The 21,734-nt window shown below is 60.8% G+C and carries 24 protein-coding genes; 13 read left to right on the top strand and 11 right to left on the bottom strand.

Annotated elements, in window-relative coordinates; translation table 11 throughout:
- Positions 1 to 71 precede the first annotated feature (71 nt).
- Positions 72 to 614: an SsrA-binding protein SmpB gene (gene smpB / locus OHL11_RS07350; RefSeq protein ID WP_263370849.1), complete on the bottom strand. Its 543-nt coding sequence runs from the start codon at positions 612 to 614 to the stop codon at positions 72 to 74.
- 378 nt (positions 615 to 992) lie between these two features.
- Between smpB and OHL11_RS07345 the strand changes: the two genes are divergently transcribed.
- The 8 genes from OHL11_RS07345 (at position 993) to OHL11_RS07310 (ending at position 8,108) form a co-directional block, all read left to right on the top strand.
- Positions 993 to 3,518: a cohesin domain-containing protein gene (locus OHL11_RS07345; protein WP_317890633.1), complete on the top strand. Its 2,526-nt coding sequence runs from the start codon at positions 993 to 995 to the stop codon at positions 3,516 to 3,518.
- A 33-nt stretch (positions 3,519 to 3,551) separates the two neighbouring features.
- Positions 3,552 to 4,049: a type II secretion system protein gene (locus OHL11_RS07340; RefSeq protein ID WP_263370848.1), complete on the top strand. Its 498-nt coding sequence runs from the start codon at positions 3,552 to 3,554 to the stop codon at positions 4,047 to 4,049.
- Entirely contained in the window at positions 4,043 to 4,471 is a 429-nt protein-coding gene (locus OHL11_RS07335) for a type II secretion system protein (protein ID WP_263370847.1), read from the top strand. Before OHL11_RS07340 ends, OHL11_RS07335 begins: the two co-directional genes overlap by 7 nt.
- Positions 4,472 to 4,600: 129 nt before the next feature.
- A complete protein-coding gene (locus tag OHL11_RS07330) occupies positions 4,601 to 6,010 on the top strand; it encodes a YncE family protein (RefSeq protein WP_263370846.1) in 1,410 nt (469 codons plus the stop codon).
- Between the two features lie 99 nt (positions 6,011 to 6,109).
- Positions 6,110 to 6,559 (top strand): tRNA adenosine(34) deaminase TadA, encoded by a 450-nt coding sequence (gene tadA, locus OHL11_RS07325; protein ID WP_263370845.1) that lies wholly within the window; start codon positions 6,110 to 6,112, stop codon positions 6,557 to 6,559.
- A 29-nt stretch (positions 6,560 to 6,588) separates the two neighbouring features.
- On the top strand, positions 6,589 to 7,041 hold the full coding sequence (locus OHL11_RS07320) for a DUF3175 domain-containing protein (protein WP_263370844.1): 453 nt from the start codon (positions 6,589 to 6,591) through the stop codon (positions 7,039 to 7,041).
- 1 nt (position 7,042) lies between these two features.
- The gene (locus OHL11_RS07315) at positions 7,043 to 7,816 is read left to right on the top strand and encodes a glucose 1-dehydrogenase (RefSeq protein ID WP_263370843.1); all 774 of its coding nucleotides are present in this window, start codon (positions 7,043 to 7,045) and stop codon (positions 7,814 to 7,816) included.
- Positions 7,817 to 7,850: 34 nt separating this feature from the next.
- A complete protein-coding gene (locus OHL11_RS07310; protein ID WP_263370842.1) occupies positions 7,851 to 8,108 on the top strand; it encodes a glutaredoxin family protein in 258 nt (85 codons plus the stop codon).
- Positions 8,109 to 8,146: 38 nt separating this feature from the next.
- On the opposite strand, the gene OHL11_RS07305 is transcribed toward OHL11_RS07310, so the two are convergent.
- Together OHL11_RS07305 and OHL11_RS07300 are read right to left on the bottom strand one after the other, a co-directional pair.
- Entirely contained in the window at positions 8,147 to 10,027 is a 1,881-nt protein-coding gene (locus tag OHL11_RS07305; protein WP_263370841.1) for a chloride channel protein, read from the bottom strand.
- On the bottom strand, positions 10,027 to 10,470 hold the full coding sequence (locus tag OHL11_RS07300) for a MarR family winged helix-turn-helix transcriptional regulator (RefSeq protein WP_263370840.1): 444 nt from the start codon (positions 10,468 to 10,470) through the stop codon (positions 10,027 to 10,029). The genes OHL11_RS07305 and OHL11_RS07300 overlap by 1 nt, the downstream gene beginning before the upstream one ends.
- A gap of 176 nt (positions 10,471 to 10,646) precedes the next feature.
- On the opposite strand from OHL11_RS07300, the gene purB reads away from it, so the two are divergent.
- Complete coding sequence (gene purB / locus OHL11_RS07295) at positions 10,647 to 11,957, top strand: adenylosuccinate lyase (RefSeq protein ID WP_263370839.1); 1,311 nt, start codon at positions 10,647 to 10,649, stop codon at positions 11,955 to 11,957.
- Between the two features lie 194 nt (positions 11,958 to 12,151).
- Positions 12,152 to 13,687, top strand: a complete 1,536-nt coding sequence (locus tag OHL11_RS07290) for a glycosyl hydrolase family 79 C-terminal domain-containing protein (RefSeq protein WP_263370838.1) — start codon at positions 12,152 to 12,154, stop codon at positions 13,685 to 13,687.
- Between the two features lie 62 nt (positions 13,688 to 13,749).
- Here OHL11_RS07290 and OHL11_RS07285 read toward each other — a convergent pair whose 3' ends face one another.
- Positions 13,750 to 14,625, bottom strand: coding sequence for a hypothetical protein (locus OHL11_RS07285; RefSeq protein ID WP_263370837.1), 876 nt, complete (start codon positions 14,623 to 14,625; stop codon positions 13,750 to 13,752).
- A 218-nt stretch (positions 14,626 to 14,843) separates the two neighbouring features.
- Between OHL11_RS07285 and mdh the strand changes: the two genes are divergently transcribed.
- A complete protein-coding gene (mdh, locus tag OHL11_RS07280) occupies positions 14,844 to 15,776 on the top strand; it encodes a malate dehydrogenase (protein ID WP_263370836.1) in 933 nt (310 codons plus the stop codon).
- Between the two features lie 78 nt (positions 15,777 to 15,854).
- Here mdh and OHL11_RS07275 read toward each other — a convergent pair whose 3' ends face one another.
- Positions 15,855 to 16,076 carry a hypothetical protein gene (locus tag OHL11_RS07275; RefSeq protein ID WP_263370835.1) on the bottom strand — a complete coding sequence of 74 codons (222 nt, stop codon included), beginning with the start codon at positions 16,074 to 16,076 and terminating at the stop codon, positions 15,855 to 15,857.
- 1 nt (position 16,077) lies between these two features.
- Here OHL11_RS07275 and OHL11_RS07270 point away from each other — a divergent pair, with 1 nt between their 5' ends.
- Positions 16,078 to 16,236: a hypothetical protein gene (locus OHL11_RS07270; protein WP_263370834.1), complete on the top strand. Its 159-nt coding sequence runs from the start codon at positions 16,078 to 16,080 to the stop codon at positions 16,234 to 16,236.
- A gap of 71 nt (positions 16,237 to 16,307) precedes the next feature.
- Here the strand turns inward: OHL11_RS07270 and OHL11_RS07265 are convergent, their stop codons facing one another.
- From OHL11_RS07265 to OHL11_RS07255, 3 genes are all read right to left on the bottom strand, one after another.
- A complete protein-coding gene (locus tag OHL11_RS07265; protein ID WP_263370833.1) occupies positions 16,308 to 16,814 on the bottom strand; it encodes a peptidylprolyl isomerase in 507 nt (168 codons plus the stop codon).
- 80 nt (positions 16,815 to 16,894) lie between these two features.
- Positions 16,895 to 17,635 carry a peptidylprolyl isomerase gene (locus OHL11_RS07260; protein ID WP_263370832.1) on the bottom strand — a complete coding sequence of 247 codons (741 nt, stop codon included), beginning with the start codon at positions 17,633 to 17,635 and terminating at the stop codon, positions 16,895 to 16,897.
- Between the two features lie 38 nt (positions 17,636 to 17,673).
- Positions 17,674 to 18,843 carry a dipeptidase gene (locus OHL11_RS07255; RefSeq protein WP_263370831.1) on the bottom strand — a complete coding sequence of 390 codons (1,170 nt, stop codon included), beginning with the start codon at positions 18,841 to 18,843 and terminating at the stop codon, positions 17,674 to 17,676.
- 92 nt (positions 18,844 to 18,935) lie between these two features.
- On the opposite strand from OHL11_RS07255, the gene OHL11_RS07250 reads away from it, so the two are divergent.
- The gene (locus OHL11_RS07250) at positions 18,936 to 19,136 is read left to right on the top strand and encodes a hypothetical protein (protein WP_263370830.1); all 201 of its coding nucleotides are present in this window, start codon (positions 18,936 to 18,938) and stop codon (positions 19,134 to 19,136) included.
- Between the two features lie 76 nt (positions 19,137 to 19,212).
- Here the strand turns inward: OHL11_RS07250 and OHL11_RS07245 are convergent, their stop codons facing one another.
- The 3 genes from OHL11_RS07245 to OHL11_RS07235 all read right to left on the bottom strand — a co-directional run bounded on the left by OHL11_RS07245 (position 19,213) and on the right by OHL11_RS07235 (position 21,305).
- Positions 19,213 to 19,623, bottom strand: a complete 411-nt coding sequence (locus tag OHL11_RS07245) for a GlcG/HbpS family heme-binding protein (RefSeq protein ID WP_263370829.1) — start codon at positions 19,621 to 19,623, stop codon at positions 19,213 to 19,215.
- Positions 19,624 to 19,998: 375 nt separating this feature from the next.
- Positions 19,999 to 20,412 (bottom strand): DUF6908 domain-containing protein, encoded by a 414-nt coding sequence (locus OHL11_RS07240; protein WP_263370828.1) that lies wholly within the window; start codon positions 20,410 to 20,412, stop codon positions 19,999 to 20,001.
- Positions 20,409 to 21,305, bottom strand: coding sequence for an ArdC family protein (locus tag OHL11_RS07235; RefSeq protein ID WP_263370827.1), 897 nt, complete (start codon positions 21,303 to 21,305; stop codon positions 20,409 to 20,411). Before OHL11_RS07235 ends, OHL11_RS07240 begins: the two co-directional genes overlap by 4 nt.
- Positions 21,306 to 21,734: the final 429 nt, after the last annotated feature.

Below are 21,734 nucleotides of genomic sequence, written 5' to 3'. Positions count from 1 at the left end.
GTACCTAAGGCTCCATCTTGACCTTGAAGCTCGTGGAAGCCTACACGCTATCTCTGAAACGTCAGCCCGTTTTATCCGCGCTGGCCGCGAGCAATCGCAGAGCGCGCTTCCTTGTCGGCCTCGCGCTTGCGCTCGGTTTCCCGCTTGTCCCAGTCCTGCTTGCCCTTGGCGAGTGCCATTTCGCACTTCACGCGGCCGTTCTTGAAGTAGAAACGCACCGGCACCAGCGTGTAGCCCTTGCCCTGCAGCGCCGCCTTCAGCTTTTCGATCTCTTTCTTATGCAGCAGCAGCTTACGGGTGCGGGTCTCTTCGTGGTTGTAGATATTGCCGTGCGAAAAGTGGCCGATATGCGCGTTCAGCAGGAAAGCTTCGCCATCCTTCACGAGGCCGTAGGCGTCCTTCAGGTTGGCCTTGCCCTCGCGGATGCTCTTTACCTCGGTGCCGCGCAGGGCAACGCCCGCCTCGAAACGGTCTTCGAGGAAGTAATTGAAGCTGGCCGAGCGGTTGAACGCGGCATCGCGCTTGCCCGCAGCAACGGGGTCGCGGTCCTTTTCCTTCACGGCAGGCTTGGCGTTCGACGACGGCTGAATCTGTACTGTGTTCTGGCGAGGCATAAGGGGTCCGAAAGCTGCCACTCTTTCAGGCGGCAGAAGCTTTTTGATGCTAGCACCTTCGCTTTGGCTTCACCTGCGGCAGGCGCCCGGGGCGGGTTGCAGAATTTCTCCCACGCTCCGCAAACCTCTTCCGTTTCCGTGCGTCCAACCGACACTAACCCCGATCGTGAACCTCGTGAAAATACGCGGGGAATCGTTAGGCAAATCAACCTTCGGAAGGCTTCGTACGTGCATCGGATGGTACTATCGACACAGCCCGGCACCCCGTCAGGAACTCAGCGGCAACCCGTTCGTCAGCGCGTTTTTCGAGCTGCCAGCCGGTGCCTCCACGTCCTTGGCGGCCCCAGTATCCAGGGCCATCTTGAGCGGACGGAACGCATGCAGCCTCTGCAGCAACCGGGTAACGGTCGTCAATACATGAATTTGTTCTCTACGCGCAGCGCCAGTGCCTTTGCGCTTGGTATCGCACTCCTCGCAGCCGTTCACCCGGCGCACGCTCAGTCCGCCCACACCTGGGACAAGCGCGGTCAGGCCGCAGAAGCCAAGGAAAATTATGACGAGGCTTACGAAGACTTTCGCCAGGCCTGGCTGAAGAAGCCCTCGGACCTCGCCTACAAGACTCGCTACGAGCGCCTGAAGTTCCAGGCCGCCAACCAGCATCTTGACCGTGGCCGCGTGCTTCGCCAGTCCGGCGATCTCGCCGCGGCGCTGCTGGAGTATCAGCGCGCCATCCAGATCGACCCCAGCAACGAAGCGGCCGCGCAGGAAATTCAGATCATCGCACGCCCCACGATGGGTCCGATCGGCGGCACGATGGCTGTACCCGCCGGCGGCCCCGGAGCCACGAACAATGGCGGCCCGCTCGGTACGCCCGGCACTCCCCTGCTGCCTGGCATGGCCGAGCAGACACCGCACCAACTTCAGGTGCAGCGCGACATCGCCTCCATGGCCGCGCCGATCGCGCTCCGGACCGTTTCCGATGATCCGATCACGCTGCACATGGTCGAGGACACCAAGATCATCTATCAGGCCATCGGCAAAGCCGCTGGCCTGAACGTTATCTTTGACCCCGAATACACCTCGAAGCGCATTCCCGTGGACCTGACCGGCGTCTCGCTCTTCGACGCGCTCCGCATCGTCGGCACGCTCGGCGGCACCTTCTGGAAGCCCGTCACATCGAACACGATCTTCGTGGCGCAGAACAACCGCGCCAAGCGCACGGATCTGGACGATATGGCCGTCCAGACCTTCTACCTCACCAACGTTTCGCAGCAGAACGACGCCAACGAAGTCCTCGTCGCCCTGCGTAACGTGCTTGACCCGAGCATCAAGATCTACCTCGTCGCCAGCCAGAACGCGATCGTCATGCGCGCGACGCCGGACCAACTCGTGCTGGCCGAAAAGCTCATCAACGATCTCGACCGCACCCGCGCAGAAGTCATTATCGACGTCGCCGTGCTGGAAGTGAATCGTTCGAAGGAACGCGATCTCGGCATCACGCTGCCGCAGAGCCTGACGATGACGCCGCAGTACTCCAACGCGAATACCAGCAGCTCCTCCTCGTCCAGCAGTTCGTCGTCGTCGACCACCACCTCGACCTCAGGCATTACGCTGAACACGCTGGGCAACCTGAACGCGACGAACTTCGCGGTCACGCTCGGCGGCGGCACGGTGAACGCACTGCTCACGGACTCCGACACGCGCATTCTGCAGAATCCGCGCATCCGCGCTACGGACGGTCAGCGTTCGACCATCAAGATCGGTTCCAAGATCCCCGTGGCGACCGGCAGCTACAGCTCGACGCTTTCCACCTCGAGCGCCTACGGTGTGCAGACGCAGTTCACTTACCTCGACGTCGGTGTCAACCTCGACATCACGCCGACCGTGCACTACGACCGCGAAATCTCGCTCAAGCTGAAGGTGGAAATCTCCTCGCAGAGCGGCTCGGTCACGATCTCGGACGTCACCGAACCGATCATCTCGCAGCGCGTCGCAGAGCAGGTGATTCAGCTCAAGGATGGCGAGCCCTCGCTGCTCGCTGGCCTCTTCGAACAGGAAGACCAGAAGGCTGTAAGCGGTACGCCGGGTCTCGGCGAAATCCCGCTGCTCAAGTACTTCTTCTCCTCTACGGATCGCACTCGTTCGTCTGACGAAATCGTCTTCCTGCTCATCCCGCACATTGTGCGTGAGAGCGTGCTGACGGAAGAGAACACCCGCGCGATCTACAGCGGCACCGGCCAGTCGGTCGAACTCATTCGCCGCGACCCGTCCGAAGTGCTCGCCGCGATGTCGGCCGCACAGGCTGCGCGTATCGCTGCTCTCACGCAGACCACGCCGCCGCCGACCAGCACGACCACCGCGCGTGCAGCTTCGGCCATGCTGGATCAGATCGCGCAGCAGGCGCAGCCGATGAAGCCGGGAACGATCGTTCCTTCGGCAGCAGCGAACGCTGCTGCGGCCACCGTGCAATCCGCGCCCGGTGCGGTCGGTGTACCGGTAACGGTCAGCGTCGTACCGCCGGTGGCGAACCAGGCTGTCGGCGCCACCTTCCAGGTAGCGCTGCTCGCAGCCAACGCCAACGATCTCTACAGCATGCCGCTGCAGGTGCAGTTTGATGCGAAGGTGCTGCAGCTGGTGAATGTCGATGCAGGCGATCTGCTCGGTCGTGACGGTCAGGCTGTCGCGATGGTGCATCGTGACGAAGGCAACGGCGCTGTCACCGTGACGGCCTCGCGTCCCCCGGGAACGCTCGGCATCAGCGGGCAGGGAACGCTGGCTACGTTGACCTTCCGCGCTATCGGCAAGGGCAACTCCAACGTCAGCCTCGTGCGACTCGCCGCGAAGAACTCGCAGGGTAAGGATGTCCCGGCAGTCAGCTCGCAGGGCGTGGTCCACGTCCAGTAAACAGGGAAGAGCCCGTAGGCAGGTAAGAGGTAGATGAGCGTAACCGCCCTCAATGCGATCGCACCCGCCCGGAAGCCGCAACTGCGGTCTTCCGAGGCGGGCGTCACACTCATCGAACTCATCATCGTTGTGGCGATGATCTCGATCCTTGCGTCAGCAGCCATCCCGCTGGTGCGCCTGCAGATCAAGCGCTCGAAGGAGCGCGAACTACGCCACGATCTGTGGGAGATGCGCGCTGCGATCGACGCCTACAAGGACGCCGCAGATAAAGGCGGCATCCAAACCAAAGCGGACAGCAATAACTATCCGCCCGATCTGCAGACGCTGGTGGATGGTGTGGACATCCAGGACCACAAGGTGCGCTTTCTGCGCCGCATCCCTGTCGATCCCATGACGAAATCGACCGACTGGGGCGAGCGCTCCAACCAGGACGACACGGACTCCTCCAGTTGGGGCGGCCAGAACGTTTTTGACGTCTACACCAAGAGCGACGGCACCGGCCTCGACGGAACGAAGTACAGCACATGGTAAGCAGCCTCCCAATTCGCTCTCTCCGCACGCGCCGTCGGCGCGAAGAAGGCTTCACGCTGGTGGAGTTGATGATCGTTATGGCGATCATCAGTCTGCTGGCGGCCATCGCCGTGCCTGCGTACCTGAACAACGTGCGTCGCGCCAAGGAAGCTGTGCTCCGCGAAGACCTGCACACCATGCGCCAGGCCATCGACAGCTACACCGTGGACAAGGAAAAGGCCCCGCAGTCGCTCGACGATCTGGTGCAGGGAGGCTACCTGAAGTCGATTCCCATCGACCCGATCACGAACCGCACCGATACCTGGATCACCTCGCAGTCGGACACGCTGATGAGCATCACCGAGACTCAGGGCGGCATCGACGACGTGAAATCCGGCGCGCAGTCCCTTGCCTCCGACGGCACCAGTTACAACACCTGGTAGCCGCATCCTGCAAGAACTTCCCGCAGTTTCTGCCATCCAGCATTTACAATGGAAACGATCGACGGCTTAGCTTGGGCTGATTTCTCCCCGACGAATTTTCGCCGTCTATTTGGAGCTCGTTTGTCTCAGATGTTTGTAGCCTCCGACCGCCGCGCCAGCTTCTCGAGCGCCAAGGCCTCTGCGTACGCCGCTGCGAGTTTCGCAGCCATCCTGCTTGCAGGTTGCGGTAACACCTATCGCCCCGTCGTTGCGGGTAGCGGCCCTACGGGCCCTGCAGGTCAGCCCACCAAGTATGCGGTCGTGCTCAGCAATACGGGCGCTTCTGCCAGCGGTCTGGCTACGTTCGTCGACTTCTCGGGCGACGAAGTGATCACCTCGCCTTCTGTGCAGACGGCGCCGAATTACCTCGCGCTGAACTCGGGTGGCAGCCAGGCGTATGTCATCAATGCCGCGGGCTCGCTGGATACTTTCGCGTCGTCCAGCCCGAATACGCTGCTGACCAGCGACGTGCAGCAGGTGACGCTCCCTTCGACAACGCTGCCGACCAACGTCTCGGTGATGACGATCAAGAACGCCTCGGCTTCGGTCTTCGTGCCAGAGACGGGCGCCAGCAAGGTGGCCGCGCTGAACTCCTCCGGCCAGCTGCTGCAGGAGATCACGACACCTGCCTTGCCGCAATACGTGGTCGGCGTAGACGCTGCTACCCGCCTGTACATTCTGAACGCGAACGGCACGGCTTCAGGTGTTGAAGCTTCGAGCACCGCCGGCCTCACCACGACCGCGACGCTCACGGTGGGCGCGAACCCCGTCTACGGCGTGATGACGAGCGATGGCTATCGCGCTTTCGTCCTGAACAAGGGCTCGCAGAGCATCAGCGTCATCAACGTGACGAACAATGCGCTCGACAGCACGACGCCGACGATCTCGATTCCTACCGTGAACGACTCGAACGGCAATAACATCGCGTCGAATCCGGTGTGGGCCGACATCAACCCGTATACCAATGAACTCGTTGTGCTTTCGCAGGGCGATGGCACGCACGGCGGCATGGTCAGCATCTACAACATTCCGCTCTGCTCGGCTGCTGCGCAGTCCGGCAACAGCACTTGCAACACGTCGAACCCCACCGACGCAGCCAACTTCGGTACGCTCATCGCCACGGTACCCGTGGGCGTGAACCCCACGCAGGTGCAGGTTCTCCGTGACACTCTCTCGCCGCGCGCGTATGTGACGAACTCGGGCAACAGCAGCACCAACGGTTCGGTGAGCGTGGTCAACCTGACCTCGGGTACGGTCACCGCGACCATTCCGGTCGCGGCAGATCCGACCATCGGTGACACGACGGCGCTCGGTCAGCCGTATATCTACGGTGTGCATCCTTCGACGCTCGCCGTCACCACCGGCACGCCCACGGGCAAGGTCTACATCACCTCCACGGACAGCAAGTACCTGACGATTCTCTACACAGAGACGGACGTCGTTACGTATCACGCTCCGCTCTACGGCACCGGTGTTCGCGTCGTCATCACCTCGCCCTAGTCCCTTGGAGGTTGAGGAATATTCAAAGCCCGGTCGCTCTGACCGGGCCTTGTCTTGCCCGTTACAATCACCTTGATGCTCCTCGATGACGAACTCCTGATGCGCCTCGCAATCGACGAAGCGCTCGCCGCTCAGGCCGAGGGCGAGGTGCCAGTAGGTGCGGTCGTGCTTTCAGCAGAAGGCGAAATCCTCGGTCGCGGCAATAATCAGGTCATCCGGCTCAGTGATCCTACCGCTCATGCGGAAATCGTGGCCATGCGCGCGGCCGCGGCTGCGCTGGGCAACTATCGCCTCACCGGCTGCACGTTGGTCTGCACGCTGGAGCCCTGCGCCATGTGCGCCGGGGCTATGGTGCACGCGCGCGTGGGCCGTCTTCTCTACGCCGCCGCCGACCCCAAGGCGGGCGCAGATGGCTCCGTCATGCAGGTGCTCAACCACGGATCCCTCAATCATCGCGTGGAAGTCACCGCAGGCGTGCTCGCTGAGGAGTGCAGCACTATGCTGACAAGTTTCTTTCGCGCGCGCCGTGCCACCACGAAATCCTCGTAAGCTGCATCTCACTTGCGTGAGGTGCCATGATGGCGACGAAGAAAGCAGCGAAGCGCGCGTCTGGGACGAAGACCACTGCGACGAAGACCACCGCGAAGAAGAGTACTGCGAAGAAGAGCACGACTCCGCCTTCCAAGCGTTGGTCCGCAAAGGTCACGACCGATTCCACCAAGCCCGGCCCCGGCCTCTTCAAGAAATCTGCCAAGGCGATTTCGGAGGGTTTAGCGAAGAAGTCTGTCTCGCCAAAGGGTCCTGGGCAGGCCATGCAGATGCTTTCCTTCTACGAGAACCGTGCAGGCAAGAACCTGCCCGCGGAGCGCAAGCAGACGCTCGAGCGAGCCAAGAAGCTTCTCGCCCGGAAGGAAGACAAGCCAGCTCTCAAGAAGGCTGCCAAGAAGACGGCAAAGAAAGCCGCCCGGAAGAGCGCGAAGAAGGCTGTGAAGCGAACGGCGAAGAAGGCCGCGAAGAAGGGAACTCGTTAGTATGCGTGGACGTCTCGAAGGAAAAGTGGCTATCGTCACAGGTTCAGGTTCTGGCATTGGTAAAGCGATCGCAGTGCGTCTCGCGGCAGAGGGCGCCAAGATCGTCGTGGACTACCGCGGACATAAGGACGAGGCCGAGGATACTGCCCAGCGCATCACAGCTGCGGGCAGCGAGTCGATCCTCGTTGCCGCGGACGTGTCCAAAACCGCAGACACAACGCGCCTCGTTGATGAAGCCTGGCAGCACTTCGGCAACTGCGACGTTCTCGTCAACAACGCGGGCATTGAGATTGGCGCAGACTTCTGGGACGTCACCGAAGAGGACTACGACAAGGTGCTCGACGTGAACCTCAAGGGAGCGTTCTTCCTCGCGCAGGCCTTTGTTCGTAAGCTGCGCACTGCAGGCAAGCCCGGCACGATCATCAATATCTCGTCGGTGCACGAAGACATGGTCTTCCCACATTTCGCCACGTACTGCGCCGCCAAAGGCGGTATGCGCATGCTCATGCGCGACCTCGCTGTGGAGCTCGGTCCACTTGGCATTACGGTGAACAACATCGCTCCCGGCGCTATCTCCACACCGATCAACCAGAAGATGATGAGCGACCCGGCGAAGCTTGATCCGCTTCTTCGCAATATCCCGCTTGGCCGCCTCGGCAAACCTGAGGAGGTTGCAGGCGTCGCGGCCTTCCTCGCCAGCGATGAAGCCGCTTACGTGACGGGCTCTACGTACTTCATCGACGGCGGCCTTATCCGCAACTACCACGAGCAGTGATGCTCTTCACCCCGCAAGCTGAGACAATAGCGCTATGGAACTTCTTGTTTACTCCGCAGACTGGTGCCGCGATTGCCGTGAAGCCAAACGCTTCCTCGCCATCCACGACATTCCGTACAAAGAGATCGACATCGAGCGCACGCCCGGCGCGGCTGACGAGGTCATCGCCGCCACAGGCAAACGCGCCATTCCGCAGTTCGTCATCGACGGCAAGTGGGTGCAACCATATCGCCCAGGGCAGGGCTTCCTGCATGAAGAGATGGCAGAGCTCTTCGGCGTTGCCGAAAAGTAAGCCTCCACAAACGCATCCGCAAGAAAGAACGGCGAGCCTTAGTGGCTCGCCGTTTCGTCTTCGTCCCGCGTGGGAGACATGTTCGGTGGAACCTCGGTGACCGCATCGGCTACCGTCTGTGGCGCGGCGCCGAACGGCCAGCGGAGTCGCAGCACACGCCGGCGCGAGTTTTCGCGCTGGTCCTGTTGAGTGCGGCCCTTCAGTAGGTCTTCGATCGTCAGCACGCCCAGCAGCTTGCCATCGCTCGCCACCACGGGGTAGCTGGTCAACTGATAGGTCGCCATGGACGCTGCCGCAGCCTTGAGAGTGTGGAACGGCGAGATCGTCCGCGCATCGGCCACCGCAAAGTCGGCCAGCGGACTTTCCGAGTCACCGTTCTGCGCGGCGGCCACCATGCGTCCGCGTGTCAGCATCCCGGTCAGCTTGCCCTCGGCATCCACCAGCGGGAAAATCCGCTGCCAGTGCGACCAGGAGATGGCGCCGCGTTCTTCCATCGAGCGCAGCCAGACCTTGGCTTCCTCCACGCGCGCATCGCTGTTCAGTGCGAAGACGCTCGTGTGCATCGCCTGCGAGACCAGCATCGTCTCCAGAGGATCGACGCTGAACTCGCGGCTGAGGTGGAGTCCCTTCGCGCTCAGCGCTTCGGTCAACATCGAGCGCCGCTGCACGAGCACGCTCACGCCGTAAGAGGCCATGCAGGCGAGCAACACGGGCAGCATGATGCCTGCGTTACGAGTCAGTTCCAGGGCCAGCATCGCCGATGTCAGCGGGCAGCCGATGGCACCCGTGAGCGTCGAGGTCATACCCACGACCACCCAGCTACCGGCGGTCATCTGCGGCATGGCGCGACCGAGCATCGCTCCCATCGCTCCGCCTAGCAGGAGCAACGGAGCGAGAATACCGCCCGCCGTCTCCGACCCTAGCGCGAAGACCCAAATCAGCGACTTCACCACCAGGATGCCCACCAGGATTTTCACCTCGGTGTGCCTGCCGTTCAGGATCATCAGCTGCAGCGTGCTGTAGCCCACGCCCAGCGCGCGCGGGAAGAAAAGTCCACCGATGCCGACGCCGAGGCCGCCAATCGCGGGCCACCACATCCAGTGGAAGGGGAGCTTGTGGAACATCTTCTCGCTGAGGCGGATCGCCTTGCTGAGAAGCAGAGAGAAGAACGCTGCCGCGACGCCGATGATCAGCGCGCCGAGCATCTGCTGGTGATAGACCGGCTGCGTCTGCGGCTTCATTACAAACAAGGCCGCCGGCCCCAGCAGCAGGCGGCGCACTGCACCTGCGGTTACGCAAGCCATCGCGACAGGGACCACCGAGCGCGGCTTCCACTCGAAAAGCAGGATCTCCACGGCCAGCAGAATGGCTGCCATAGGGCAGTTGAAGGTTGCCGCCATGCCTGCGGAGGCACCCGCCACCATCAGCACAGTGCGCTCGCTGTCAGACATCGTCAGCAACTGGCCGAGCACCGAGCCAATCGCGCCACCGGTGACGATCACCGGGCCTTCTGCGCCGAACGGTCCACCGGAACCGATCGCAATCGCTGTGGCAATCGGCTTCAGCACCGCTACGCGGGGCTGCACACGACCGCCGCCGAAGACGATCGTCTCCACGGCTTCGGGCATACCGTGCCCACGGACTCGCGGCGAAAGGAAGCGAGCGATCATGCCGACGATCAGACCGCCAACGACGGGAATGAAGACGCTCCACCAACGCAGGTTGGCTTCCCACGGATCGCGCTCAAGGAAGCTCCACTGATGAAAGTAGAAAAGGTTCGTCGCCAATGCGATGAGCATCAGCAGGCACCATGCCGCGACAGCGGCTACGGCTCCCAGTGCAGACGCCAGGCCGCTCACGTAAAGCAGCCGGCTGTCGGCGGTGTAATCCCGTAATCGAGAGACCCCTACCTGGCTCACTATTTCACTGCTTCCATCACGTGCTGCAGGGAGTTGAGAAGCTCGCTGCCGTAACGCTTCAGCTCTTCCGTGTGCTCCTTCACTAACGTGCGCAGGATCTGCGATCCCTTGGGCGTCAGCACAACGAGCGAGCGACGGAGGTCGCGCGCATCATTGCGGCGCTCCACCAGGCCGGCGCGCTCAGCACGATCGACAAGCTCCACCGTCGAGTTATGGCGCAGCACCATACGCTCCGACAGATAGCTGATCGACGTATGTTGTTCCGGCGGAATGGAGGCGATTACCTGCATCAACTGATACTGCTGTGCCTGAATGCCCGCACGCTCGGACGCTACCTCGCTGAACGCGAGAAATTTACGCAGCGTGTAACGAAAAGACGCAAGATCATTCAGGTATTCCGGAAACTGTTCCGAAGGAGTGGTCGTCGATGGATCGAGAGTCATGGTGTCCTCAAAATAATTATATCGCAACCCGACAGGATTGGGAGCGATACTGCCTAAACCTTTGCCACTCAGTGAATAAGCTCTGGAAGAGGGCTCTGGAAAAGTCTCGCAATTTACACTAGCAGCAAAGTGCATCGTTACGCGCTATAGATTTTGACGAAAACCCCGGAGTACACATGATTTCTCGCTACACCCGTCCTGCCATGGCCGACCTGTGGTCCGAGCAGGCCAAGTTCTCGCGCTGGCTTCAGGTTGAACTGGCCGCTACCGATGCGCTCGCCGCTGCGGGCATGGTTCCCGCCGAGGCTGCCAAGGAGCTCCGCCAGCACGCCGGGTTCACCGTCGATCGCATCAACGAAATCGAAAAGACCACGCGCCACGATGTGCTGGCGTTCACGACATCCGTGGCCGAGACCGTGCAGGCTGCAGGTTCGGACTCCGCGCGCTGGCTGCACTTTGGCCTTACCTCTACGGACGTCGTCGATACCGCGCAGGCGCTCGCTATCGTCGAGGCCTCCAAGCTCATCCGCGAAGGCATCCTTCGCCTGCGTGAGGCGCTGAAGACGCGCGCCATCGAGTTCCAGCACACGCCGACCATCGGCCGCACCCACGGTGTGCACGCCGAGCCGACTACCTTCGGCATGAAGATGCTGCTCTGGTACTCCGAGATGGGTCGCAACCTCAAGCGCTTCGACCTCGCCGCAGAAGATCTCCGCGTCGGCAAGCTTTCTGGCGCCGTTGGCAGCTTCGGCCATCTGAAGCCCGAGCACGAAGCCGCGATCCTCGAGAACCTCAACCTCGAGCCCGCGCTGGTTTCCACGCAGGTCCTCTCGCGCGATCGCCATGCACACTTCCTCGCCACGCTTGCGACCATCACCTCGACGCTCGACAAGATCGCGACGGAGATTCGCCATCTGCAGCGCACGGAAGTCCGCGAAGCCGAGGAGTTCTTCTCCAAGGGGCAGAAGGGCAGCTCGGCGATGCCGCATAAGCGCAACCCGATCACCTGTGAGCAGATCAGCGGGCTCGCTCGTACCGTGCGCGCTAACGCGCAGGTCGGCTTTGAGAACGTGGCTCTGTGGCACGAGCGCGACATCTCGCACTCTTCGGCAGAGCGCGTTGTGCTGCCCGACTCGACTACCGTCACCGACTACCTGCTGCAGAAGACCGCAACGCTGATCGAGAACCTGCTCGTCTACCCCGAGCGCATGATGAAGAACCTCGAACTCACCGGCGGCCTCGTCTTCAGCGGTCAACTGCTGCTCGAGCTTGCGCAGGCCGGCCTCAGCCGCGAGGACGCCTACAAGACCGTTCAGACGCATGCGATGGATGCCTGGGAGAATGGGAAGAACTTCCGCGAACTCATCACCGCCGACCCGGTGATCAACTCCAAGCTGAGCAAAGAAACGATCGATCACGCGTTCGATTACACCCGACAGCTCGGCAACATCGACAAGGTGTTTGCTCGCGTACTCGCTGCGGGCTGATCCTCCTCAAGCGCTCTCGATACCGGCCCCGCTGAGTCCCGTGACTCGCGGGGCCTTCGTGTCAGGGACGATGCGTATCGTCATTGGATCTCGGGGCTGGACAGTTCGCTCGCGATAGGCGTATGTTTCCGTCGCTCATTCAAGCGGTTGAATTGAATCAGCGAAAGTATTGCCAAAAGGGAGCATCACGTCTCATGAAGCCTTTCGTTGTCCTGCTCAGCACACTCGCCGTGGCGGCGGTTAGCGTTACCGGCCGCGCACAAACTACGGCCACCGTCAGCATTACGCCCACCGCGCCGACCACCACCGTCGCGCCGTCGTTCCTCGGCCTCTCGCTCGTGACCAGCGAGACCGACTACGTGGTCGGCACCAAGACTACGGCGAACCCATACTTTCTGAAGCTCACGAAGAACCTCACGAATTACTCGAACAACTACCTCGAGGTTCGCGAGCTCAGCGATAAGGCCACGAGTATTCAGCTTACGAACGCTCTCACCTCGCTGAAGAACTACTACAACACGATGGCATCGCAGAGCACGTACGGCGTGCGCTATTTCATCGGCGTGGACTTCGCCGACGACGTCGCTTCTGATGGCACAAGCAACGGCACAGCGGCGGCGCAGGCGACCACCATCTACAACGGCCTGCCTCCGGGATCCATCCTCGCGTGGGAGCTCGGCAACGAGCCCGACTACTACGAAAACGTCTCTCCAGCGCGCCGCACCGGCACCTGGAACTACGCCACCTACAAGCAGCAGTATGAGAACACTGTGCAGTCGATCCTGAATCTCGGCTATGGGATCACCATGGACGCGCCTGTGTTCTCCGGCTCCAGCGCAGGCTCCTCGCCGATCGGCACGACCGCCAACACGCAGGATTTCATCACCTCGGAAGCCTCGCACCTCGGTCTCTTCGACCTGCATTACTACGGCGGCAACGCCTGTAACGGCAACACCGAAGCAGCGGACTTCCTCATGACCGAGGCGGCGATCAATAAGTCCACGATGATCTCGCGTCCGAACAACATCGGCACGTTGCTCAGCACGCTTCACACCGCAGGCCGCAATAACGCGCGCATCGGCGAGATGAACTCCATCGCATGCCTCGGCCAGGCGGGTGTCTCGGATACCTTCCAGTCCGCGCTCTGGTTCCTCGACGAGGCGATGAGCTACGCGCAAGCTGGCGTCAGCGGCATCAACCTCTTCAGCGTTGCCACTACGAGCTACTACAGCCCCTTCACCTTCGGCCACAGCGGCACTACGCCGAGCTTCACCTACTCGCTCGGCAAGATCAACCCGATCTATTACGGCATGTTGGCCGAGTCGATGATGCTGCAGTCGAACGCCGCTCTGTTGCCTGTCACGCTGAGCACTTCGAAGAACATCAAGGCCTACGCGACCAAGGACTCGGCAAACAACGTGCGTCTGCTGCTCATCAACAAGGAAGAGACCGCGAGCGGTGACGGCAGTGTAACGCTGACGATGAGCGGCGGCGGCAACGCCTCGTTGTGGAAGCTGCTCGTTACGGGCAACAACTACGCTGCCAGCGACTACACCGCGCTCACCACCGGCGGCGACACCATCACGCTAGGTGGACAGACCTTCAAGGGCTCGACCGATGGCTCGATTCAAGGCACGCAGTCGTTGCCGACGGTCGTTCCTTCTGGCAGCAACTACACGATCCCGCTGCCGCATACCTCGGCGGTCATCGTGAAGATCCCACTGAGCTAGCAGCCCACCAACACAAAGAGGCCCATCGCGGAATCGATGGGCCTCTTTCCGTTGTGGGCGACTTACTCGTTTCCGGGCGTCTCAGGCACATTCGCCGCGGCCTGGGGCAGCGAGTGGAACTTCTCGAGCGATACCGCTTGGATACCCGCCGCAGTGCGAACGTAGACCTCGTTTGTCGTATGCGCGCGCAGGGTGCACGTCGCAAACTTGGAAGGATCATCGTAGTTGTGCAGCAGGATCGTCAACTCCTGATCAGGCACCGACCACTTGCCACGATAGAAGCGACCATCAGGGTTCTCGTGCACGCGTACTGGGCAGCGAACGGACATATCCGCTGCATGGGGCACACCGTTCGCGTCATAAACATTGCCTTGCGCGCTGCCGCTATAGAGATACGCAGAGCGTTCGCCGAGTTCCAGATGCAGCAGGCTCACCTTCACGGTGTAGTGAGCGTAGTCTGTATCGGCGGGTGTCATCGCTGCGGACGCCTCAGCGGCGCGCTGCTGACGGTTTGCCCACTGCTCCTGAGTCAGCGTCTCGATCGAGCCATCGTGCACACGATAGACGTACGGTTTCATCGCCACCTGCAACGTGCACTTGCTGACGTGTGAGCTGCCAATCTCTCCCATCAACATTTCGAGCTCAACACCCGGCTTCTTCCAACGCGCGGGGTAGAACTCATCGGCTTCATTGCTTGTCGGATGTCCCTCGCAGCGGAACTGATACTCCATCGCGTTCACGCGCGCACCGTCGAAGAGGTTCGCCTTCCCACGTCCGTGTGAGTAGAAGTACATGCCGTCGTAATAGTGGTTGCTGGCGTGGTCCTTCATCACGACGATCCGCAGCGGATAGTCCGCAGGATTGGGCGCCGCGAAAGCCGCGGGACAGGCAGGGAGAAGCAGGGTCAGGGATGCGAGAACGCGTGCCACGAAGCGCATAGGAGCCACCAGAAAGAAAGAGTTACAGAGTAGAGCCATCCTACGCCGGAGACCTCGAACGGGAAAGGAAATTTCACCCAAAGGCGAGCATTTCGCTAATCGCGCAGACCCGGCTGATATCGGCCAAACGTCATTCCTGCGGCGTATCATCATTGGCGGGGAGTCGACGGTCGCTCTGCGCCGCTGCTCAACGAAATAGACTCGGGAGATTTTCGAGAATGAGCCGTAAGAAAGTTACTGTTATCGGTGCTGGCAACGTAGGCGCCACCGCCGCCCACTGGATCGCCGCCAAGGAACTGGCCGACGTCGTGCTGATCGACGTCATCGAAGGCGTACCGCAGGGCAAGGCACTCGACCTGCTGCAGGCCATGCCCGTAGAGAAGCGCGACGTCGCGATCACCGGCACGAACGACTACGCCGACACAGCGAACTCCGACATCGTCGTCATCACGGCCGGCATCGCGCGCAAGCCCGGCATGAGCCGTGACGACCTGCTCAACACGAACTTCAAGATCATGTCCGACGTTGCGGAGAAGGCGCTCGCCGCTTCGCCCAACGCGATCTTCATCATCGTCTCGAACCCGCTCGACGCCATGGCGCAGACTGCGTTCAAGAAGCTCGGCCTGCCGCGTGAGCGCGTACTCGGCATGGCTGGCGTGCTCGACTCCGCCCGCTTCCGCACCTTCATCGCTGAGGAGCTGCAGGTCTCGGTGGAGAACGTCACGGCCTTCGTGCTCGGCGGCCACGGCGACACCATGGTGCCGCTCTCGCGTTACTCCACGATGGCTGGCATTCCCATTACCGAGCTGATTCCCGCTGATCGCTTGAAGGAGCTCGAGACCCGCACCGCCAACGGTGGCGCAGAGATCGTGAAGCACCTCAAGACCGGCTCGGCTTATTACGCTCCCTCGGCTTCGGCTGTGGAGATGGTGGAAGCGATCCTGAAGGACAAGAAGAAGATCCTTCCGTGCGCAGCGTACCTGCAGGGCGAGTACGGCATCAGCGGCCTGTATGTTGGCGTGCCGTGCAAGCTCGGCGCCGCTGGCCTCGAGAAGATCATCGAGATCAAGCTGACCGAAGAAGAGCAGGCTGCTCTGAACAAGTCCGCCGACGCGGTGAAGGAACTCTGCACCGTCATCGGCGTTGCATAAGCGATATCCAACGCAGGAGAAAGGCCGCCGACAGGGCGGCCTTTCTCTATTCGCTAGCGCTGTTCATCTGGTTAAGCGCTACCCGGTGCCGAACTCTGCCGCTACGATCGGTGTCGCCATCTTCGCCTTGCTGTTCCCTGGCAAATAGCGTCGAAGCTGTGGCTGTGTACGCAGTTCGCCATCAGCTTCTATGCGCTTCACCACGTCGCACAGACGCTGTACCGTGGCGACTCCCGCCTCAGCGTAGCGGGTTACCTCGCCACGTGTCACCGATCCGCCACCCGCAAAGCCTTCACCCACGGTGCTGCGGCACTTTGCCACCGCGCCGTATAAGAACCAGCTTTACTTCTACGACGCGCTCAACAGGGGAGACACCAGCTATGTTGCGTTCCCCACAGGCGTCCTGCTGCACGCACACTCGGCAACGCCAGCGCCCACGGATATCCTGCCGCCGTTCTGACGCGTGTACTGCGCTGAACACGTAGAAAGGCCCACTCCGTGAAGTGGGCCTTCTGCATGTTTCAGCGAAAACTAGTCGCGCTCGATCGTGACCGACTCCAGCACAACCGGCTTGAGCGGCTTGTCCATCGGGTTGCGCGGCACGCCCGAGATCGCCTCGACGATGTCGTAGCCTTCCACGACTTCGCCGAAGATGGTGTGGCGGCCGGTCAGCCAGCTCGTGTCCGTCACGGTGATGAAGAACTGCGAGCCGTTGGTGTTCGGACCAGCGTTCGCCATGGCCAGCTTGCCGGGCTTCTTGAAGTCGTGCGGCGAACCCTTGGTCTCATCGCCGAACTTGTAGCCGGGGCCGCCCATTCCCGAGCCTTCCGGGTCGCCGCCCTGGATCATGAACTGCGGGATCACGCGGTGGAAGATCGTGCCGTCATAGAGCTTGTCGCCCTTCTTCGAAGGCGACTTCCACTCCTTCGTGCCCTCTGCGAGGCCGATGAAGTTCGCCACGGTCTCCGGTGCTTCCGTCTCGAAAAGCTTTGCCTTGATCGTGCCCATCGACGTCTTGAATACAGCGTAAGTTGCCATTGTTTCTCTCTTTCTCTTTGCTACAAATCTCGACTACGAAATCATAAGTGATACGGAGGTTTGGATGCAGCCTCGCTGCGTTACGGGTGTGCCTGCGCCGGAGGATGAGTCTGCGGCGTCGCGCCCTCCGGGATGATGTTCTGCGGGCCGGGTTGCACCGGCGGAGGAGTCTGACCCTCCGGCACAATGTACACCTTGTTGATGATCACCGGGGTCGTAGGCTTGTCCTCCGCGTTGCGCTCCACGCGAGCGATCGTTGCCGCCAGCATTACCGTGTGGTCATCGCACTGCCCGAAGATCGTGTACGAGCCGTTGAGCTCGGGGTGGGCCGCTTCGGTGATGAAGAACTGCGTGCCATTCGTGTTGGGACCGGCGTTCGCCATGGCGAGACGTCCCGGGCGATCAAAACGCAGCGACGGCACGACTTCGTTGTCGATGAAGAAGCCCGCATCGCCGGCGCCAGTACCCAGGCGATCGCCGCCCTGGATCATGAAACCTGGAATCACGCGGTGAAACGTCACGCCGTCGTAGAACGGCTTGCCCGAAACCTTCTTCCCCGTTACGGGATCGGTCCAGTCCTTCCTCCCTGTAGCCAGGCCGATGAAGTTCTCGACGGTGACCGGCGTTTCCTTTTGGAAGAACTGGCAAGTCAGGCGACCCATCGTTGTGTCGAAGACCACCATCGGTCCGTTCGGCACAGCGGGTGGAAGCTCATGCACCGTTGCGCTGGGCGCATCGGGTAGCTGCGTCTGCGCTGCCGCTACGCCACCTACCGCAAAGGCCGAAGCCAGAGAGAGCTGAAAAATTACTCTACGAATCATCATTCCACCCACAAGGCTACTCTTTCGCGCGGTGTGGCTCAACCTTCGCGCTCGCTTTCTGCTTCTACGGCGCGCATCACGCGTAGCAGGTTTTCGCCGAGCACCTTGCGCACCTGTTCGACGGTGTAGCCCCGCTCCATCAGGCCGCGCGTAATCTCCGGCAACTGCGCGGCTGTTTCCATGCCTGCAGGCGTCAGCGCGAAACCATCGAAGTCTGAGCCGATGCCAACGTGGTCAATGCCCGCGACCTTGATCACATGATCGAAGTGATCGAGCAGAATCTCCACCGAGGGCCGCTCTTGCTGCTGCGAGAACACCTCGCGGAAGAATCTGCGATCCACCTCAAGATGCGCCGCGTAGGGAACCGGTGCGCCTTGCGCGCGATACAGCTTCTCGGCCTCGGCATAGAGCGCCTCTCGCGTGGCTGAAGTCGCAGCCCACGCCTCGCGCCACGCGTCGTCAATGAAGTTCGGATAGAAGTTCACCATCACGATGCCGTTGTTTGTAGCAATCGCGCCGAGCTGTTCATCGGTGAGGTTGCGCAGCGAGTTCGTCAACGCACGCGCGCTCGAATGCGACGCGATGATCGGCGAGCGTGTCGTCCGCAACACGTCCCAGAACGTCTCGTCCGACACATGGCTCACATCGACCATCATGCCGAGCTTGTTCATCTCGCGCACGACGTCTCGGCCAAACTCAGTGAGGCCTCCGTGATGCTTTACGGTAGCGTCATCGAGATCGCCAGATGAGTCTGCCCACTCATTCGTGTTCGACCACGTGAGCGTCATGTAGCGCACGCCGAGGTCGTAGTAAATGCGCAGCAACGCCAGCGAGTTCTCGATCGAATGGCCGCCCTCGATGCCCATCAGTGCGCAGAACTTGCCGTGCTCATAAGCCAGCTCTATATCGTGCGCTGTGGTGCCGAGCGCCATCGTATCGCTGTGTTTTTCGATCTGCCGCAGAAGGCCGTCGATGAGCTCTAACGTCCGGTGCGCGAATCGTCCGCGCCACTCTGTTGGCTCTGCCCAGATGGCGAAAAACTGCGCGCCCAATCCGCCTTCCCCGGCGGCCGCAAGATTCAACATGCCACCGTTGAGCGGATCAGAAAAACTCCATCCTTCGTCGACAAATCGTTGAGGCGTATCGACATGCCCGTCGATGACCAGGGAAGTGAAATGGACGTCGTGCCAGGAAGCTTGTTCGTTCAATCAAAACTCCTCACTACACCATTGAGCATAACGCTGGTGCGGACAACTCCGCACGGCGCGCTCTCGTCCTACGAAGTGCGAGGTGATTTGCAATGAGCTTTAACGAAGCGACCAACGACATTCACGTAGGCCAGAAGCCTGCGGCGCGTAAGAGCAACGAAGCCGGCGAGGACGTGCACGACAACGCCAAGGCGACGCTCAATAACGAGGCGATGGACTCCGCGCAGAAGGCGCAGGAGCGCATCCACCATAACGAGAACAGCAACTCGGGCAATTCGCTTTTCACGAAGTAATCGAGTCCGAGATAGAGGGCCCGTCAGCATTCGCTGGCGGGCCTTTCTTGTTCTCGTTGACCACAGTGACGCAGGACTAGAACGCCGTAGCCCCAGCTTCCGCAATCTCCACGTCCTGTGCGGTAGACTTCGCCCCGGCCACACCCATCGCGCCGATCGCGAGATTGTCCTGCAACAGCGGAACGCCACCCATCATCAACACCACGCGAGCATCGCTCTCCACGCCATAGAACTCTCCACCCGGCTGTGCAAGCTTAGCGAGATCTTTGGTTGCGAGGTTGAAGGCCTTCGCCGTCCAAGCTTTCTTCATCGCAAGATCAACGGACGCGAGCGGCGCACCCTCCATTCGCTCAAACGCCAGCAGATAGCCATCCGCACCCACGACCGCGATCGACACTGGCCGCTTCAACTCCTCAGCCTTCTTCACGGCCGCTTCCACAACGCGCTTGGCGTCTACTAATTGCACGGTCTTATACGCAACGCTCATAGATTTCTAGGATGCGTCCCTAAGAGGATTTGTCATCCTGAGCGGGTGATTGAGATTCTAAAAATTGCTCAATTTGCGTGGTTTAAGAAGGCTATTTTTCGCTGTGTAGAAGTTGTGCAGACGATTTGTGCATTTTTCGTCTGAATGACAGTTCTTAAGATACTGGCCACGGACGTTGAACGGGCAGTTTTCGCTTGCGGTGCGCCGCATAGTAAAGGGGCAGGTCCCGGAGGAGGAACTTGAGTCCGGGCGCGAAGCCGGCGAGCGAAGGCCGGAGTCCAGCGGATGAGGGGGCGGGGAGAAACCTGCAAGGGTTCTTCCCGCGCGCTCTTGAAAAGCAGGGCGGCAGAATTCGCCGCCCCAAGGAAGAGCGATCTAACCGAGAATGCACTTATCCGTGAAAACCTCCACAAAACTCTGCGCGGCAAGGTTCCTGTCCCACAGCTTGGCGAAGCTCTCGTGCTGTTCGTGCAGTTGAGGGTGGAAGTAGTAATTGCCGTCCCGAATGAAACGGCTCCATTGCTCGATGCCTACGCGGTCATTTCTCCAATAGAACGGATTCAGGTGTGCGCCTCCCGCCAAGCCAAGCTCGAAGCACATCTCCGGGTCGCGCATGGCATCGCCGTTCTGTTTGCCATAGTGAGCAACGGAGATGGCCGGAAGTCCGCAGGGGCCGGACTCATCCATCGCCTCGATGACAAGCTCCATATACGGCGGGTTGTCGATCTTGAGGTACAGGCCGGGATGCCATCCCCCGGCCTTCCTGATAAGCTCCAGAATGGTTTTCATGCGGCCACCTCCGCAAGTTCTGCGTCGATGGCGGGTTCGTCATCTTCATCCGCTAAGGGCGGCTCTAAGGCGGCAAGGATGACGGCTGCGGTCTGCTGAATCACCTCCAAGCTTTCGGCCAGCAACGATGCGTTGCCGTGGTAAAGCTGGATGTAATCGGCGGATGCGGAACCTGTCACCAGCCCAACAGCTTTGGCGACAACAAACGCGACGGCCTCGGCCTCGGTTTCACGTACCGTCTTCGTGGTTGCCGTGCGGCGTTCTGCCTTATGCAAGAGCTCGTGCGCCGTCTCGTGTACCAGCGTTGAAAACTCTTCGGCTTTCGATTGCCCCGGCAGTATAGCAATGCGTCCGCCGTAGCTCATACCAAGGGCTGGCGCGATGCTCGGGTTGTAGGCAAGCTGAATGCCTTTGCCTTTTACGAACGCCGCCAGACGCTCCAAGTTCTCACCGGGGTCGCCGGAGATTTCGCGCATCTCGGGCAGGTCTACGCCTTCCGTCTGCGACACATCGAAGACATAGGCATTTCGGAAGCCAAGCAACACCCGCTCGTTCTGCTTGGTGATGTCCTTCTGTGCTTCCTCGTCCTTCTTGCGGCGAACGCCGACGATGGGAGCAAGGATGCGAATGCCTTTCTGTCCGGCCTTCACATTGCGGCCTAAGTTCTTCCACGTCCAGAACCCGGCAACGCGGGTTGCGGTCGGCATCTGCCGCGCAATCTCCAGCACGTTTCCGAAGCTGTAGTTATGGAAGCGGCTCATGGCGGTCAGGTAGTTGGTGAGGTTTTCAGAATGCCCGGCTTCCAACTGCTCAATCAAAAGCTTGATGTTGGCGGCAATGAGTTCCTGTTTGGTGTTGGGCTTCTTGCTGTCGATGGTGGCGATGGTCTTCATGGTGTTTGCTCCCTTCGTTTTGGCTTTTGCACGTCCGCGTTGAACGCGGCATGTACATGCCGAACGCCACCTGGCGAAGGCGGGGGTAGCAAACGGAAAGGTCTTCGAGCGAAGTTTTTTGGGGGGACCGCTTGCGGGGGAGCCAAAACCCGCAGGGCGAACGGCCTTGCAGAGCGCGGGGGGCAGAGCGCCCCTAGGGAAGGCTTGGTTTCCTTATCCAGTGCGCATCAGCGCACAAGATTTGAAGGGAGGGCGTTGCGGGAAGGAACGGCCCGCAGAGGTGGAAGCGGAAAACGCGAAGCGGTTGCAGCGCGGAGGACACCTCCTCCGGAAAAGCACACAGGATCACGATGATGAAGCTGAAGCCCTGATCCCCTGTAAGATTTCAAGGTCGCCTTGCACAATAACTCTTGACTCTCAGCTTTATAT

Origin of the sequence: Granulicella cerasi (genome assembly GCF_025685575.1) — a bacterium.
In the GTDB taxonomy this organism is placed as follows: domain Bacteria; phylum Acidobacteriota; class Terriglobia; order Terriglobales; family Acidobacteriaceae; genus Granulicella; species Granulicella cerasi.
Note: the sequence above shows the minus strand (reverse complement) of the source record. Positions and strands in the feature narration are given on the sequence as shown.

What these genes read in the sequence shown, in the direction of transcription:
- smpB (WP_263370849.1), bottom strand. Translation starts at nt 614, where the DNA reads ATGCCTCGCCAGAACACAGTACAGATTCAGCCGTCGTCGAACGCCAAG.
- OHL11_RS07345 (WP_317890633.1), top strand. Translation starts at nt 993, where the DNA reads ATGCAGCCTCTGCAGCAACCGGGTAACGGTCGTCAATACATGAATTTG.
- OHL11_RS07340 (WP_263370848.1), top strand. Translation starts at nt 3,552, where the DNA reads ATGAGCGTAACCGCCCTCAATGCGATCGCACCCGCCCGGAAGCCGCAA.
- OHL11_RS07335 (WP_263370847.1), top strand. Translation starts at nt 4,043, where the DNA reads ATGGTAAGCAGCCTCCCAATTCGCTCTCTCCGCACGCGCCGTCGGCGC.
- OHL11_RS07330 (WP_263370846.1), top strand. Translation starts at nt 4,601, where the DNA reads ATGTTTGTAGCCTCCGACCGCCGCGCCAGCTTCTCGAGCGCCAAGGCC.
- tadA (WP_263370845.1), top strand. Translation starts at nt 6,110, where the DNA reads ATGCGCCTCGCAATCGACGAAGCGCTCGCCGCTCAGGCCGAGGGCGAG.
- OHL11_RS07320 (WP_263370844.1), top strand. Translation starts at nt 6,589, where the DNA reads ATGGCGACGAAGAAAGCAGCGAAGCGCGCGTCTGGGACGAAGACCACT.
- OHL11_RS07315 (WP_263370843.1), top strand. Translation starts at nt 7,043, where the DNA reads ATGCGTGGACGTCTCGAAGGAAAAGTGGCTATCGTCACAGGTTCAGGT.
- OHL11_RS07310 (WP_263370842.1), top strand. Translation starts at nt 7,851, where the DNA reads ATGGAACTTCTTGTTTACTCCGCAGACTGGTGCCGCGATTGCCGTGAA.
- OHL11_RS07300 (WP_263370840.1), bottom strand. Translation starts at nt 10,470, where the DNA reads ATGACTCTCGATCCATCGACGACCACTCCTTCGGAACAGTTTCCGGAA.
- purB (WP_263370839.1), top strand. Translation starts at nt 10,647, where the DNA reads ATGATTTCTCGCTACACCCGTCCTGCCATGGCCGACCTGTGGTCCGAG.
- OHL11_RS07290 (WP_263370838.1), top strand. Translation starts at nt 12,152, where the DNA reads ATGAAGCCTTTCGTTGTCCTGCTCAGCACACTCGCCGTGGCGGCGGTT.
- OHL11_RS07285 (WP_263370837.1), bottom strand. Translation starts at nt 14,625, where the DNA reads ATGCGCTTCGTGGCACGCGTTCTCGCATCCCTGACCCTGCTTCTCCCT.
- mdh (WP_263370836.1), top strand. Translation starts at nt 14,844, where the DNA reads ATGAGCCGTAAGAAAGTTACTGTTATCGGTGCTGGCAACGTAGGCGCC.
- OHL11_RS07265 (WP_263370833.1), bottom strand. Translation starts at nt 16,814, where the DNA reads ATGGCAACTTACGCTGTATTCAAGACGTCGATGGGCACGATCAAGGCA.
- OHL11_RS07260 (WP_263370832.1), bottom strand. Translation starts at nt 17,635, where the DNA reads ATGATTCGTAGAGTAATTTTTCAGCTCTCTCTGGCTTCGGCCTTTGCG.
- OHL11_RS07250 (WP_263370830.1), top strand. Translation starts at nt 18,936, where the DNA reads ATGAGCTTTAACGAAGCGACCAACGACATTCACGTAGGCCAGAAGCCT.
- OHL11_RS07245 (WP_263370829.1), bottom strand. Translation starts at nt 19,623, where the DNA reads ATGAGCGTTGCGTATAAGACCGTGCAATTAGTAGACGCCAAGCGCGTT.
- OHL11_RS07240 (WP_263370828.1), bottom strand. Translation starts at nt 20,412, where the DNA reads ATGAAAACCATTCTGGAGCTTATCAGGAAGGCCGGGGGATGGCATCCC.
- OHL11_RS07235 (WP_263370827.1), bottom strand. Translation starts at nt 21,305, where the DNA reads ATGAAGACCATCGCCACCATCGACAGCAAGAAGCCCAACACCAAACAG.